The sequence below is a fragment of the Actinopolymorpha cephalotaxi genome, assembly GCF_013408535.1.
GTDB classification, from domain to species: Bacteria; Actinomycetota; Actinomycetes; order Propionibacteriales; family Actinopolymorphaceae; genus Actinopolymorpha; species Actinopolymorpha cephalotaxi.
The window spans coordinates 6,361,587-6,375,913 of record NZ_JACBZA010000001.1; the positions used below are offsets into that span (position 1 = coordinate 6,361,587).

Consider the following 14,327-nt stretch of genomic DNA (forward strand, 5'->3'; position numbering starts at 1 on the left):
TGGCCAGAGCCCCCGTCGGTCTTCACGCTCCGCGAAGAGAGAACGAGCCGAGCGGCAAGCGTGAAACCTGACGGGTGTCCTGCCCACCCGGGCTTCCACACTGCCTCGTGGCACACCTGTGGCGCGCGATTCTTCCGCGGAGGAACGGCGCTCGTGTTCGGCTCGCGGGAGGGGCACCTCGAACCGGTTCGCGGACGTGGCGATGACCGGGTGCGGTCAGCGGAGGGTGGTTCGTTGACGGCGTCGCGAGAGGGCTCCTAGCCTCCGGCCAATGTGAAATCGATTTCTGGCCGCTGAAGCGGGAACGGGAGCCGGGGCTATGCGACGCAGGACACTTCTCACCACGGCCGCGCTGGCGGGTCCGCTGGCCGCGGTCGCCGGCCCGCAGGTGGCCAACGCCGAGGGCCCAGACGGCGGTCCCGGCGGACCCGGCGGCCAGCCGACGCCGAAGGCCTTGGGCGCCGCCGCCCCGATGCTGGCTCCCGGCCCGAGCGTGCCCGGCCCGACCCTCGCGGACCTGGTCGCCAAGCTGACCGGCCCCGGCTCCGTCAACGACACAGACACCCGCTACCAGGTGATGGGGACCGACCTCGGCGCGATGTGGGACAACGGCTCTGGCCAGGTGCTGATGGCGTTCGGCGACACCTTCGGTGAGGGCCAGGTCGGCGGCGGGCAGTTCGGGCAGGACTGGCGTTCCAACGTCCTCGCCCGATCCTCCGACCACGACCTGTCCGACGGGATGACGTTCGACGACATGGTGGTCGACCGGCCCGGGCACGCCAAGGAACTGCTGGCCTCGAAGAAGGTCGACAACGACGAGATCACCGTCATCCCGAACTCCGGTGTCAGCGTCGGGAAGCGGCAGTTCCTGCACTACTTCTCCCAGAACAACTGGGGGCCGTGGAACACCAACTACGGCGGCATCGCGTACTCCGACGACAACGGGCAGAACTGGACCAAGAGCAACGTCCGCTGGCAGAACTCCGCTCCGCTGTGGGGACGGGGCTTCCAGTTGGGTTCGCTGGTACGCCACGACGGGTTCGTCTACCTGTTCGGCACCGGCAGCGGCCGGCTGTACGACATCCACCTGGCCCGCGTGCCCGAGGCCCGAATGCTGGAGCTGAGCGCCTGGAGGTACTGGAACGCGCGCGGCTGGAGCGCCCGGGAGGCCGACGCCGTTCCCGTGGTCGCGGCACCGTCGGGAGAGATGTCCGTTCTGTACAACGAACATCTCGGTCGCTGGCTGATGATGTACCTCGACGAGTACCGCGCGGCCATCGTGATGCGCGAGGCGCCGGACATCACCGGCCCATGGAGCGGTGCGCGGGTGGTCGTCCGTGGCGGCGAGGGCGGGGAGTACCCCGCGCTGTACGCGCCGTTCATGCACCCGTGGTCGGCGGCCTCCGGTGACCGGGACCTGTACTTCGCGATGTCGCAGTGGGGTCCGTACAACGTCTTCCTCATGCGCACCACGCTCGACCGGGCAGTGGACACCGCCAACCTGCTCAGCGACCCCGGTTTCGAGGAACAGCCCGACCGGCAGGTGCGGGTGCCGTGGTTCGTCTGCGGCCAGGGCGGCATCGACCGGGACGGCGGCCAGTCGTACGCCGGGAAGAACAACGGGTACGTGCGCGCGGCGCAGGGCTGGAACGCCCTCACCCAGGCGGTCGTATTGCGGCCGAATCGCCGGCACCGGCTCACCGCCTGGGTGCGGACCTCCGCCCGCGACGTGCCGGACGGGGCGCTGGGCGTGCGCGCTAGGAGCGGGGAACTCGCCCGGACGTCGTTCGGGCACCTGGGCGGCTACACGAAGGTGAGCGTGGACTTCGACCCCGGCGACAACGCCGACGTCGAGGTCTTCGCCGGCTTCTGGGGCGCGGGTGCCGACGCCTGGGTGCAGGTCGACGAGGTGTCGCTCGTGGCACTGTAGGAAATATATAAGCGCTGTTATAGTTTCGGGCATGGTCCCTCCACCGCCCGCGGGTGACCGCGCCCGAAAGCCTGCCCGGAAGGCCGCTCAGCCTGCCCCCAGCTCGGTGCAGCAGCGTCCGGATCCCACCGAGGTGAGCCACTGGCGGCCGCTGTACGCGCTGCTGGCCGCGATGGACGACGAGATCGCCGCGCTCTACACCGAGCGCGGCGTGACCGGGATCCGGCCGCGGTTCACCAGACCACTGATCCGGCTCGGCCGTGAGGGCCCGATGACGATCCGGGCGCTCGCCGACGCGCTCGACCGCACCCACTCCGCGATGAGCCAGACGGTGGCGGTGCTGCGCCGGGAAGGGTTCGTCCGCAGTACGCCGGGCGCCGACGCGCGCACCCGCGAGGTGGCGGTGACGGCGCGCGCCCGTGAGGTGCTGCCGTTCCTGGAGGCGGAGTGGCGGGCCACCGAGCAGGCGGTCGCCGACCTCGAGGCCGAGATTCCGTACCCGCTGAGCCAGGTGGTCCACGACCTGGAGGCCGCGCTGGCCCGGCGGCCGTTCAAGGACCGGATCGCCGCGCACCTGGACACCGCGGCCCTGGGCGAGGGCGCCGACGAGGACGGCGCGCGGTGAGCTTCCTCGACGGGTTCCTCGACACCCGGCCGCTGCGGTCCAGCCCGGCGTTCCGGCGACTGTGGGTGGGCACCACCCTGTCCGGGCTGGGTGGGCAGCTGACCATGGTGGCGGTGCTCTACCAGGTGTGGGAGCTGACCGGCAGCCCGGCGGCGGTCGGGGCGCTCGGCCTCGTCCGGGCGGTGCCGATGGTGGTGTTCGGGCTGGTCGGCGGGTCGCTGGCGGACGCGGTCGACCGCCGTCGCCTCGTGCTGCTCACGACCGTCGGGCAGTTGGGCGTCGCGGTGATGCTGGCGGTGCAGGCCTTCACCGAGTTGCGTTCGTACGCCGTCCTGCTGGTCCTCGTGGCGGTACAGAGCGTGGGCGGCGCGCTGGGTGCGCCGGCGCGGCGTACGTTCGTGCCGCGGCTGCTGCCCGCCGAACAGGTGACCGCCGGGGTGGCGTTGTCCCATGTCAGCTTCCAGTTCGCCATGCTCGGCGGCCCGGCGCTGGGTGGCCTGGTCATCGCGCACGCCGGAATCGGGGTCTGCTACCTGGTGGACTCGATCACCTTCCTCGCCGCGCTGTACGGCGTGCGCGGGCTCCCGGCGATGCGGCCGGTGGGCCTGCCCGCTCGCCCGGGCATCCGTACGGTCTGGGAGGGCTGGCGGTTCATCGCGACCAGACCGGCGTTGGGTGGTGCGTTCCTCACCGACGTCTTCGCCACCGTGCTGGCCATGCCGATCGCGTTGTTCCCGGTGGTGAACGCCGAGCGGTTCGGGGGCCGCCCGGAGACGCTGGGGCTGTTCTTCACCGCGATCGCGGTGGGCGGTGTGGTTGCGGGTGCGGTGTCCGGGCGGGTCGCGCGGTCGGGCCGGCCCGGTGTGGTGATGCTGGTGACCGCGGGGGTGTGGGGCGTGGGCCTGGCGGGATTCGGGCTTGCGCCGTACCTCTGGCTCGCACTCGGCTGCCTGGCGGTGGCCGGCGCGGCGGACACCTTCTCGGTGATCTCGCGCGGATCGATCGTCCAGCTGGCGACGCCGGACTCCCATCGCGGGCGGGTCAGCGCCGTCGAGCTCATCGTCGGCGCCTCTGGGCCCGACGTCGGCAACTTCCGGGCCGGCCTCGTGGGCGACGTGACCTCGGCGACCTTCGCCCTCGTGGCCGGCGGGGTGATGTGTGTGGCCGGTGTGGCCGGGGTCGCCGCCACCAACCGGAGCCTGCGGAGGTTCTCCCCGACGGCCGACGTGGCCGGGGAGCCTGAAGAGTCCGGCGAGCCCGGGGAGGGGTTGCGCACGGCGGTGTGACTCCGCCATGCTGCTCCGAAACTACTTCGATCTCGAACTTGTTCGACGGACTGGTCCGTGGTCGTGGCGAACGGAGTCCCGCATGGCAAGGCGATTCCCGCGGTGGGCGACGGCTTCTCTGGTCGCGTTGACGGTGGGCCTCGGCGCGGCGCCGCCGGCCCAGGCGGCCACCCGGCACGGTCCGCCGCGGCTGCCGGACACCTACGTCGTGTCCGAGGAGCCCGGCGTGGTGCCGGAGGGCGTCGCGGTGCACCGCGACGGCCGTATGTACGTGTCGTCGGACGCCACCGGCGGGCTGTTCGCGGGCGACGTGCGGATGCCGGCGATGCATCCGTTCGCCGTCGGCACGGTCGACCGGCCGAGTTCGCGCGGCGTGCACACCGAGAGGTCGGGGCGGGTGTGGTCGGTCGGCGCCGGCACGCTGACCGTCCACTCGCGCAATGGCCGGCTGCTGGCCACCCGCGGCGCGCCTGACGGACCGCTCGGGGCGGCCGACCTGAACGACCTCGCCCTCACGCGGGACGCGGTGTACGTCACCGACTGGGCCAACCCGATCGTCTACCGCGCAGCCATCCGGCACGGTCGGCCCGGACCGCTGCAACCCTGGGTTGACATCCGTTCGGCGTTCCCGCAGTTCCCCGCGCAGTACTGGCTGCTGAACGGCATCGTGGCCGACGCGGCCGGTGACACGGTGCTGGTCGCCTCGAACGGCACCGAGGCGGTCTGGCGGATCGACGTCGCCACCCGCGCCGTCGAGCAGGTCGACCTCGGCGGGCACAGCTTCGGCGCCGACGGCATGGTGCTGGCCGGCCGACGGTTGTACGCGGTGCTCAACTACGGCGCGCCGAACGGCGTCTACGTCGCCGACCTCGATCCCGAGCTGCGGTCGGGAACCGTCACCCACCAGATCCTCACCGACGCGGACGGACAGGCGTTCGACCTGCCCACCACCCTCGCCCGCTACCGGTGCCGGCTGTACGTGGTGAACAGCCAGGGCGACCACCGGCCCGGGCAGCCGCCGTACACGGTGAGCGCCGTGGCCGACCCCGCGTGCGGTGAGTGAGCGCCGGCCCGGACGGCCTCGCGTACTGGACCAGCGCGGCGGCAACGTCGTCCTCGACCTGTTCGTCCTCCAGCAACATCTCGGTGGTCTGCTGACGGCCGCGCTGGAGCCGACCGGCGTCACCCCCGCGCAATACGCGGTCTACGGCCAGCTCGGGCAACGCGAGCAGACCCCGAGTGAGCTCGGCCGGACGCTCGGGCTGCCGTTGCCCACGCTGTCCGGTTATCTCGCGGCGATGGAACGGCGCGGCGACATCGCCCGCACCCGCAGCGACCGCGACGGGCGTTCCCATGTGGTTGCGCTGACCGACGACGGCCGGGCGCGGCTGGAGGAGTGCCGGCCGAGGATGCGGCGGGTGGTGGCCGCGCTGACCGCCGAGCTCGGCGGCCGGGACGAGGCCGAGGGAGTGCGGGACGTGCTCGCCGGCCTGGATGACGCGGTCCGAGCAGTCGCCACGTCCTGAGCGGCACAAGCTGCGCTGAGCTGCGTTCTAGAAGACGTCGAACTCGTTGCCTTCGGGGTCCTGCAGTTGAACGGCGTAGTGCCCCATGTCCGGCGCGTCGTTGATCCGCGCCACGCTCGCGCCGGCCTCGACCAGTCGCTCCACCTTGGCGGTGACCCGCTGCCTGCGGACCGCCAACGGAACGTCGCGCCCACCGCCGACCTTCAGGTCGAGGTGGATGCGGTTCTTGGTGGCTTTGGGCTCGGGCACCTTCTGGAACCACATCCGGGGTCCGTGCCCCGCGGGATCGACGATCGACTCCGGGGTGTCACCCGCTCCCGGCGGCAGCTCCTCCTCGGGCACGCCCATGGCTGCCCAGTACTCCCGCCAGGTGGCGTGGCTGCCCGGCGGCGGCTCGGGTATGTATCCCAGCGCCTCGCTCCAGAACGCCACCATCCGGCGCGGGTCGGCACAGTCGATCGTCAGTAGCAACGCCATCTCCATGGCCGGAGCATGCCAGGCACCTCCGACATGCCTGCTTCCGCGACCGGACCTACCTCAGGACGCTGGTGACGCCGCCCCACAGGTGGGCGCGGAACGTCTCGTCCTCGTACGCCACCGGCGCGTGCCCGAGCGAGGTGTACCACGCCTTCGCCCGGCCGACCTGCGTACGCCAGCAGATCGGGTGGTCGGGACCCATCCCGGAGGAGCCGACGTCGTAGTCGTCCTCGTTCACGGTCGCCAGCACCTCGACGGTCCCCCGCGGGTTGGTGTCGAACGCGTACCACTCGTCGTGCCACGACCACGGCGTGGGCAACGGCTTGGTGGCGGGGTCGTCGGTGCGCTCGGCCTGGATGCGCGCGGTCTGCAGCTCGCGTGGGTGGGAGGTGAAACGCGCGCCTACCAGCCGGTCGTACAGGGGCCAGTCCTGTTCGGCCGCGGAGGCCAGGTGAACCCCGGCGTATCCGCCGCCCTCCGCGGTGAACTCCTCGTACGCCTGCCGCTGGTCGGCGTCCAGCAGGCCGGTCCCGGAGCTCTGCAGCCACACCACCGCGGCGTACCTCCTCAGGTTGGCGGAGGTGAACGCGTCACCGGACTCGGTGTGGTCGAGGTCGACCGACGCCTCCGCGGCCAGGTCGCGCAGCGCGGCGACCCCTTCCTCGATGGACTCGTGCCGGTAGCCGGTCGTACGCGAGAACACCAACAGCCTGGTCATGTCCGCGACCCTACGGTCTGCGCAGCCTCACCCGGCTCGTCGGCGTCACACTTCGGAACCTCGGTGGCCGGGTTGGCCAGAGCGATGCCTAGGGTCGAGGTCATGGCAGAGCTGGAGATCGACGCCCTGGTGTTCGACGTACTCGGCACGCTCGTGGACGAGCCCGCGGGTCTTCGCGCCGGCATCCGTGAGCTCGCCCCGTCCCTGGAGGACTCCGGGGTCGAGCAGCTCCTGTCGCTGTGGCAGCAGCACATCGAGCGCGAGCAGCGGCGCGTGCTCGACGGCGACCGGGAGTACGTCACCACCGAGGTCCTCGACGACGAGGCCGCCCGGCTGGTCGCCGACGCCGCCGGCGGTGCCGACGACCCGGCCGCGGTGGCAAGGCTGGCCCGGTCGGGACGCCGGCTTCCGCCGTGGCCCGACACCGTGGCCGGGCTCTCCGCGCTCGCCGAACGGTTTCCGCTGATCGGGCTGTCCAACGCCAGCCGTACGGCGTTGCTGGAGCTCGACGCCCACGCGGGACTGAGGTGGCACCAGGCGCTGTCCGCCGAGGACGCCCGCACCTACAAGCCGGACCCGGCGGTCTACCAGCTGGCGGTCACCGTCTCCGGGCGGCCGCCGGAGCGGCTGCTGATGGTCGCCGCGCACGCCTGGGACCTACGCGGTGCGCAGCAACTCGGCCTGCGCACCGCCTACGTCGCCCGGCCCGTCGGTGACCCGCCCGCGCCGTCGGACGAGTTCGACCTGCACGCCGACGGCCTGGCCGACCTGGCACGACAGCTCGACCGGTGTCTGGGCTAGCGCATCAGGCCGCGTCCCGAGGGGTTGTCCTAGGCGAAGCCGCCGTTGCTCAGCAGGAGCTGGCCGTTGATCCACTGGCCGCGCGGCGAACACAGGAAGTCGACGAGGTTCGCGGTGTCCTGCGGCGTGCCGAGGCGGCCGAGCGGCGTCTGCCGGATGCCGCTCACCCGGATCTCGTCGCTCATCCAGCCGGTGTCCACCGGGCCGGGATTGACGACGTTGGCGCTGACGCCGAGGTGGGCGAACTCGTGGGCGGCGGCGAGCGTGATCCGGTCGAGCGCTCCCTTGCTCGCGCCGTAGGGCAGGTTGCCGACGGTGTGGTCGCTGGTCAGGCTGACGATCCGGCCGGTGCCGTGCTCGCCGGTGAAGCGCCGGCCGTACTCGCGGATCAGCAGCCAGGTGGCGCGCGCGTTGACCGCGAAGTGCCGGTCGAAGCTCTCGACGGTGGTGTCGAGCAACCCGGAGTCGACGGACTCGCAGTGGCACATCACCAGGGCGGTGACGCCGCCGAGCCGGCGTTCGGCCTCGTCGAACACCGCCGTCGGAGCCTCCGGATCGGACAGGTCCGCCTCGATGGCAGCCGTGGCCGCGCCGCGCCCCGCGAGATCGTCGGTGATCGCCTGCGTCGCGCCGGTCTCGACGCCCCAGGACATGCGCTGGTCGTAGGGGGTCCAGTACGTGAACGCGATGTCCCAGCCCGAGTCGGCGAGCCGGCGGGCGATGCCCGCGCCGATGCCGACGGTCCGGCCGACCCCGGTGACCAGAGCCAGCGGCCGGTTCACCCCGGGACCGTCGGGTTCGGTGGACGCGTGGGTCGTTCGTTCGCTGTGGCTCATCCCGCAGGATTGTGGTGGACCGGCCGACGACAGGGCAACCGCGTTTCGCCGGTGAGGTCCGGCAGCCGCCGGGGTGTGGGTGACGTACCGCTGGATCAGCTCCCGGCGATGTTGACCATCCACGGGGTGCCGAACCGGTCGATGCACATGCCGAACTCGTCGCCCCACATCTGCTTCTCCAGCGGGACGGCCACCTGACCTCCGTCGGACAGCTGCTTCCAGCAGGCGCGCAGGGTGTCGGCGTCGTCTCCGCTCAGGCTCACCGTCATGTTGTTGCCCGGCCGGTACTCCTCACCCGGCGGGTTGTCCGCGCCCATGAGGGTGAAGCCGTCGTCCGTCTCCAGCATGGCGTGCATGATCTTGTCCGAGCCCGGCATGTCCGGCGTACCGAACTCGCCGAACGTGCTCATGGCGAGATTGCCACCGAAGACGCGCTGGTAGAACTCCATCGCTTCCCGGGCGTTGCCGGGGAAACTGACGTAGGGGTTGAGTCGAGAGGCCATGGGATCCTCCTTGATTCCGGCCTTCTTCACGGCATGCGCCCAGCTCTGCGGGACGGCGTTCGCAGACTAGCGGCCACCACCCCCAACGACGGTGAACCCGCGAAGGCGTCGCGCGGGCCGTCACCCAGCGGCGCGGTTCACCCAGCGGCGCGGTTCACCCGGCGGCGCGGTCCAGCCTGCTCACGAGGTCGGCGAGGGTGGCGTGGTCGAGCCCGAGACCGGGGAAGGACGCCAGCGTGCTCATCGGCATCGTGCCCACCACCCGGACGAGCCCCGGGTCGAGCAGGATCGGCAGGTCGAGGCCCTGCAGGAGCTCGGACCCCTGCGGGTCGGCCAGCCACTCGGCGAGGGTGGAGTCGCCGGCCAGCGGCAGTGCGAGTGACGGGGCGTCCAGCCGGATCGTGGCGGCCGCGCGCAGGTCGCGCGAGGACGTGCCGACCGCGATCTCGAAGTCGCCCGCCTCGACCACCCAGTCGTGGTGCCGAATCGACCAGTACGCGAAGGCCCGCCGGTCCAGCGTCACCGTGGCCGTGCGGCTCTCGCCGGGCTCCAGCGCGACCTTGGCGAAGCCCTTCAGCTCCTGCACCGGCCGGGCGACCGAGCACTCGGTGTCGCGTACGTAGACCTGGACGACCTCCGCGCCGGTGAGTGGCCCGGTGTTCGTCACGGTCACCGACACCTCGACCGCCAGGTCGTCACCGGCCACCGAGCCGGCGGTGCGCACGGTCAGGTCGCCGAGGTCGAACGTGGTGTACGACAGCCCGTGCCCGAACGGGTAGCTGACCTCCTGCGAGGCCCGGTCGTGCGCGCGGTAGCCGACGAACACGCCCTCGCCGTAGCGCACGACGCCGCTGTCGCCGGGGAAGTTGAGGTACGACGAGTTGTCCTCCAGGCGTACGGGAATCGTCTCGGCCAGCTTCCCGGACGGGTTGGCCCGGCCGGTGAGCAGATCGGCGACGGCGCCACCCGCGGCCTGCCCGGACAGCCAGCTCTCCAGGATCGCGTCGGCTTCGCCGTCCCAGGTGGAGGTGCGGACCGCGGACCCGTTGGACAGCACCACGATCAGCGGCTGGTCGGTCGCCTCCCGCAGCGCTGCCAGCAGCGCCAGTTGGCCGGCCGGCAGGTCCAGGTGCGTACGGTCGAAGCCCTCGGACTCCTCCGCGGCCGGCAGGCCGAGGAACACCACCACCCGGGCGGCGGTGCGGGCGACCCGCACGGCCTCCGCCCGCAGCCGCTCCTCCCCGGCAGCGTCACCCGCCAGGTCGTAGCCCGCGGCGAAGACGACCTCGGCGTCCGGCCCGAGCCGGTCGCGCAACTCCTCCACCGGCACGTCCACCCGGGTCGGGTTGACCTCGGAGCTGCCCCCGCCCTGGAAGCGTGGCGTGCGGGCGAGCTCGCCGACGACCGCGACCGTGGCCCCCGATTCCGTACGCAACGGCAGCGCTCCGCGTTCGTTCTTCAGCAGGACCGCGGACTCCAGCGCGGCGAGCTGGGCCACCCGGTGGTGTTCGTTCTCGTCGAAGGTGACCGGCTCGCCGTTCGCGTACCCCGCGGACGTCGACCGGTCCACCAGGGTCAGCACCCGGGCCACCGCGCCGTCGAGTACGGACTCCGCCAGCCGTCCGTCGCGTACCGCGGCGACCACGGAGGCCGGGCTGAGCTCGAGGTTCGGCGGCATCTCCAGATCCAGCCCGGCCGCCAGCGCGCGAACCCGGTCGCGCACCGCGCCCCAGTCGGAGACGACCAGCCCGGTGAACCCCCACTCCTCCCGCAGCACCGTGGTCAGCAGCCAGTGGTGCTCGGAGGCGTAGGTCCCGTTGACCTTGTTGTACGCACACATCACCGTCCACGGCTGCTCGGTGCGCACGATGTGCTCGAAGGCCGGCAGGTAGATCTCGCGCAGCGTGCGCTCGTCCACCTCGGCGCTCACCCGGAGCCGGTCGTCCTCCTGGTTGTTGGCGGCGAAGTGCTTGACCGACGTGCCGACGCCCTGGCTCTGCACGCCGCGGACGAGGGCCGCGCCGAGCCGCCCGGCGAGGAAGGGGTCCTCGGAGTAGTACTCGAAGTTGCGCCCGCACAACGGGGACCGTTTGATGTTGACGCCGGGGCCGAGGACGACGGACACGCCCCACCGGCGCGCCTCGGTGCCGAGCGCCCGGCCGACGGTCTCGATCAGCGTGGTGTTCCAGGAACTGGCGATGCCTGCCGCCGGCGGGAAGCAGGTCGCCGGGACGCTGCCGGTCAGGCCGACGTGGTCGGCTTCCGACAGTTGGGTACGCAGGCCGTGCGGGCCGTCGGAGACCATGATCGCCGGGATCCCGAGGCGTTCCACCGGCGTGGTGTGCCAGAAGTCCGAACCGCTGACCAGGGCGGCCTTCTCCTCCAGGGTGAGCTCGCCGACCGCGGGCGGCGCGCCCGGCGCGGGCGGGAGGGAACCGTACGACTCGGACATGGTGCCTCCCTGGGGGCCGTGGGCTGGGGCCGTCGTGCTGGCACTGTAACCCCGCCCACCCCCGCCGGCCCCGCGTCTCCTCGGCCGGTTGCCTCAGGTACCGGCGAGGAGCTCCACGACGGGGGCGAAGTCCTCGATGGAGTGCTGGGCGATCGTCACGTAGGAGATGCCGAGCTGCTCCCGGCGCCGGAGCAGGGTGTCGGCGATCTCCCGCGGGGTGCCGCGGAGCCTGCTGAAGGAGTCGGCCGGCAGGTCGCGGACCAGTGCGCGCATCGCCTCGGGCACGTCACCGTCGCCGACGACGAGGACGTTGGCCGCCAGCTCCAGCTCGTCCAGCCGGCTGCCGACGAGGGCGCGGAGTTCGGCGACCTTGGCCGCGAGGGCGTCCTCGTTCACGTGGTGGGGAAGAGGCAGCGCGAGCGTGTCGGCCTCGGCGGCGGCGAGTTCGACCAGCGGGGGCGCGATGCCGGCGAGCAGGATCCGCGGTGCCGGCCGCCCGCTGGTGGCGAACTGCCGGCGCACGGCGGTGATCGTCTCGGCGACCTGCCCCACCCGCTCGGCCGCGCCGCCGAACTTCCGGCCGAGTCGCTCCGCCTCGCCGGCGGCCTGCGGTCGGCCGGCGCCGAGACCGAGCTCGAAGCGGTGGTCGGACAACAGGTCGAGGGTGGCGGTCTCGTGCGCGACCGCGGCGGGCGCGTGCAGGGGCGCGGCCAGAACGTGCGTGCCGAGGCGGAGGGTCGAGGTGGCCGCGGCGGCCGCGCTCAGGCCGACGAACGGCGCCGGCACCCAGAGCCCGTCGGGCATCAGCATGGTGGCGTAGCCGAGCCGTTCGATGCGTTGGGCGATGGCGAGCCAGGACGAGCCGTCGGGAGTGAACGCGACGGCGGCACCGAAGCGGAACGTGCGTGTGGTCATGGTGAACCTTCCGAAGATCGTACGAGAACAGTATCATACGAAATTCAGAATAACCCCAGGTGTCGCGGAAGGTATGGTCGGCGGATGCGATCCGAGGAGATCACCGCGGCCGCCGCGGGCACCTGGAAGCTCGGCGACGTCACCGTCAACCGGATGGGCTTCGGCTCGATGCGGATCACCGCCGACCCCGACCGCGACCGTGCCCTCGCCGTGCTGCGCCGGGCGGCCGAGCTGGGCGTGAACCACTTCGACACCGCCGCGTTCTACGTGTCACCGGGCGGCACGCTCGGCGTCGGCACCGGACCGGCGAGGTACGCCACGGAGCTGATCCGGGACGCGCTCTCGCCGTACTCCGGCGACTTGGTGGTGGCCACCAAGGTCGGCCCCGGCATCGACCCGGACAAGGGCTTCTACCAGGCGACCACGTCGGCGCAGCTGCGCAGCCAGGTCGAGGAGAACCTCCGCCGGCTCGGCCGCGACCACCTCGACCTGGTGAACCTCCGCATCATCAAGAAGGCCGGGCACGACTCGATCGCGGAGCGGTTCGGCGCGCTGGCGCGGCTGCGTGACGAGGGGCTGATCCGGCACCTCGGCCTGTCGAACGTACGTCAGGACCACCTTGACGAGGCGCAGGCCATCGCACCCGTGGTCTGCGTACAGAACCCCTACGGCCTGGACTACAAGCGCGAGGAGGACGAGCTCGTCCGCACCTGCGAGGAGCGGGGGATCGCGTACGTGCCGTTCTTCGCCATCGCCGGCGCCGAACGCGAGGCGGGCGCGACGTCCGACCACAGCGCGGCGGTGCGGGCCGTCGCCCGCGCGCACGGTGTCACTCCGCATCAGGTACGCCTGGCCTGGACCCTGCACCAGGGTCCGCACGTGCTGGCGATCCCGGGCACCGGCGACCCGTCGCATCTGGCCGACAACGTGGCCGCCGGCGCGCTGCGGTTCACCGCCGACGAGCTCGCCGTCCTCGGCTGACTCCGGGCTGACTTCGAGCGGCCTATGGATCGGCCGGTTCGTCGAGTACGTCGCTCGGATCGACGGCGAGATCTCCCCAGGCGACGGCGACCAGCCGGCCCCGATGTGGCCGCGTCGTCACGGTCTCGGTGTTGGCGAGCGGATGTGCCAGCGTCCAGCGAGGGGTGACGTTGGCGAGGACGGCAGGCAGGGTACAGCGGTACAACCCGCCGTGACCGACCAGGACAGTCGTACCCTCCCGGGTTGTCAGCCCGGTTGTCAGCTCGTCGACCAGGGACCGGAACCGCGCCCGGATCTCGTGCAGGTTCTCGCCGCCGCCCACCCGGCGGTCGCCCTCGCCGCGCGCAAGCCAGGCGAGCAGGACCTCGTCGTATTCGCGCCAGTGCGCGGGTTCGCCGCTTCCCTCGTAGCAGCCGACGTCGAACTCGCGGAGGGCGTCGGAGACGACGACGGGCGCACCGAGTGCGTCACCCACAATGTGCGCGGTCTGCACGGCCCGCAGCAACGGACTCGTGTAGATGCCGATCGTTGTCCGGCCCGCCAGCCGATGGGCGAGCGCCGTCGCCTGCTCGCGGCCGCGGTCTGTCAGCGGGGGACTCGGCTCGTGGTTGGCGAACACGTTCAGCAGGTTCGCGTGACTCTCCCCGTGGCGGGCGAAGATCAGCTGCTTCATCGATCCATACTGCTCACATGCCGTCGACCCGGACACCGCCGAGCGAGAGCGCGGTGATCGTGGCGGTGCGCGAGGCGGAGCCGGTGGTGGGTCACCTCCGGTCCCGGCTGGACCCGTCCGCGGCGTGGGGCGTCCCCGCGCACGTGACGGTCCTCTACCCGTTCGTCCCGCCGGAGCTGATCGACGCTGCGGTGCTGGCCAGGGCGGGCGAGGCGATCCGCACGGTCGCGTCCTTCCGGGCCACCTTCGCCCGCGTCGAGTGGTTCGGCGACCAGGTGGTGTGGCTGGCTCCGGAACCGGCCCGGGCGTTCGCCGAGCTGACCGCCGCGGTGTGCGAACGCTTCCCGGAGTTTCCGCCGTACGGCGGTGCGTTCGCCGAGGTGGTGCCTCATCTCACCGTCGGCGACGGTGCGCCGGCAGCCGAACTCCGCCAGGCAGCCGAACACGTGCGCGGCCACCTCCCGATCAGCACGGAGGTGGCCGCGGCACAGGTCATCTGCGGGTCGCCGGAGCCGGGGTCGTGGCAGTCGTGGCGCCCCGTCGCCGAGCTTCCTCTCGGCCGGCCCTGAGGCAACCGTTCGCTTGGGTGAGGTTGCCGTTGGCA

The 14,327-nt window shown here is 72.0% G+C and carries 15 protein-coding genes; 8 read left to right on the forward strand and 7 right to left on the reverse strand.

Annotated features, from left to right (window positions below; all coding sequences use genetic code 11):
* The first annotated feature begins 319 nt into the window (after nt 1-319).
* The 5 genes from FHR37_RS28340 to FHR37_RS28360 all read left to right on the forward strand — a co-directional run bounded on the left by FHR37_RS28340 (nt 320) and on the right by FHR37_RS28360 (nt 5,367).
* Nucleotides 320-1,930 carry a DUF4185 domain-containing protein gene (locus tag FHR37_RS28340; protein WP_092886621.1) on the forward strand — a complete coding sequence of 537 codons (1,611 nt, stop codon included), beginning with the start codon at nt 320-322 and terminating at the stop codon, nt 1,928-1,930.
* Nucleotides 1,931-1,961: 31 nt separating this feature from the next.
* Entirely contained in the window at nt 1,962-2,555 is a 594-nt protein-coding gene (locus tag FHR37_RS28345) for a MarR family winged helix-turn-helix transcriptional regulator (protein ID WP_202818285.1), read from the forward strand.
* Complete coding sequence (locus FHR37_RS28350; protein ID WP_092886619.1) at nt 2,552-3,841, forward strand: MFS transporter; 1,290 nt, start codon at nt 2,552-2,554, stop codon at nt 3,839-3,841. The genes FHR37_RS28345 and FHR37_RS28350 overlap by 4 nt, the downstream gene beginning before the upstream one ends.
* Before the next feature lie 82 nt (nt 3,842-3,923).
* Entirely contained in the window at nt 3,924-4,904 is a 981-nt protein-coding gene (locus tag FHR37_RS28355) for an SMP-30/gluconolactonase/LRE family protein (RefSeq protein ID WP_092886616.1), read from the forward strand.
* Nucleotides 4,897-5,367: a MarR family winged helix-turn-helix transcriptional regulator gene (locus tag FHR37_RS28360; protein ID WP_092886614.1), complete on the forward strand. Its 471-nt coding sequence runs from the start codon at nt 4,897-4,899 to the stop codon at nt 5,365-5,367. Before FHR37_RS28355 ends, FHR37_RS28360 begins: the two co-directional genes overlap by 8 nt.
* A 27-nt stretch (nt 5,368-5,394) precedes the next feature.
* Here FHR37_RS28360 and FHR37_RS28365 read toward each other — a convergent pair whose 3' ends face one another.
* Both FHR37_RS28365 and FHR37_RS28370 read right to left on the reverse strand, forming a co-directional pair.
* Nucleotides 5,395-5,850, reverse strand: a complete 456-nt coding sequence (locus FHR37_RS28365; protein ID WP_092886612.1) for a VOC family protein — start codon at nt 5,848-5,850, stop codon at nt 5,395-5,397.
* Nucleotides 5,851-5,899: 49 nt separating this feature from the next.
* Complete coding sequence (locus FHR37_RS28370; protein WP_092886610.1) at nt 5,900-6,562, reverse strand: ThuA domain-containing protein; 663 nt, start codon at nt 6,560-6,562, stop codon at nt 5,900-5,902.
* A gap of 102 nt (nt 6,563-6,664) precedes the next feature.
* Here FHR37_RS28370 and FHR37_RS28375 point away from each other — a divergent pair, with 102 nt between their 5' ends.
* A complete protein-coding gene (locus FHR37_RS28375) occupies nt 6,665-7,363 on the forward strand; it encodes a haloacid dehalogenase type II (RefSeq protein ID WP_092886608.1) in 699 nt (232 codons plus the stop codon).
* 29 nt (nt 7,364-7,392) lie between these two features.
* Here FHR37_RS28375 and FHR37_RS28380 read toward each other — a convergent pair whose 3' ends face one another.
* The 4 genes from FHR37_RS28380 to FHR37_RS28395 all read right to left on the reverse strand — a co-directional run bounded on the left by FHR37_RS28380 (nt 7,393) and on the right by FHR37_RS28395 (nt 12,069).
* Nucleotides 7,393-8,199, reverse strand: coding sequence for an SDR family oxidoreductase (locus FHR37_RS28380; RefSeq protein WP_092886606.1), 807 nt, complete (start codon nt 8,197-8,199; stop codon nt 7,393-7,395).
* Nucleotides 8,200-8,294: 95 nt separating this feature from the next.
* Nucleotides 8,295-8,702, reverse strand: coding sequence for a VOC family protein (locus FHR37_RS28385; protein WP_092886722.1), 408 nt, complete (start codon nt 8,700-8,702; stop codon nt 8,295-8,297).
* 154 nt (nt 8,703-8,856) lie between these two features.
* The gene (locus FHR37_RS28390) at nt 8,857-11,154 is read right to left on the reverse strand and encodes a glycoside hydrolase family 3 C-terminal domain-containing protein (RefSeq protein ID WP_092886604.1); all 2,298 of its coding nucleotides are present in this window, start codon (nt 11,152-11,154) and stop codon (nt 8,857-8,859) included.
* A 93-nt stretch (nt 11,155-11,247) separates the two neighbouring features.
* Nucleotides 11,248-12,069: an LLM class flavin-dependent oxidoreductase gene (locus tag FHR37_RS28395; protein ID WP_092886602.1), complete on the reverse strand. Its 822-nt coding sequence runs from the start codon at nt 12,067-12,069 to the stop codon at nt 11,248-11,250.
* 84 nt (nt 12,070-12,153) lie between these two features.
* Between FHR37_RS28395 and FHR37_RS28400 the strand changes: the two genes are divergently transcribed.
* Nucleotides 12,154-13,050, forward strand: a complete 897-nt coding sequence (locus FHR37_RS28400) for an aldo/keto reductase (protein WP_092886600.1) — start codon at nt 12,154-12,156, stop codon at nt 13,048-13,050.
* Nucleotides 13,051-13,072: 22 nt separating this feature from the next.
* Here the strand turns inward: FHR37_RS28400 and FHR37_RS28405 are convergent, their stop codons facing one another.
* Entirely contained in the window at nt 13,073-13,723 is a 651-nt protein-coding gene (locus FHR37_RS28405) for a histidine phosphatase family protein (RefSeq protein ID WP_092886598.1), read from the reverse strand.
* 17 nt (nt 13,724-13,740) lie between these two features.
* Between FHR37_RS28405 and FHR37_RS28410 the strand changes: the two genes are divergently transcribed.
* Nucleotides 13,741-14,292 (forward strand): 2'-5' RNA ligase family protein, encoded by a 552-nt coding sequence (locus FHR37_RS28410; RefSeq protein WP_092886596.1) that lies wholly within the window; start codon nt 13,741-13,743, stop codon nt 14,290-14,292.
* Nucleotides 14,293-14,327 lie beyond the last annotated feature (35 nt).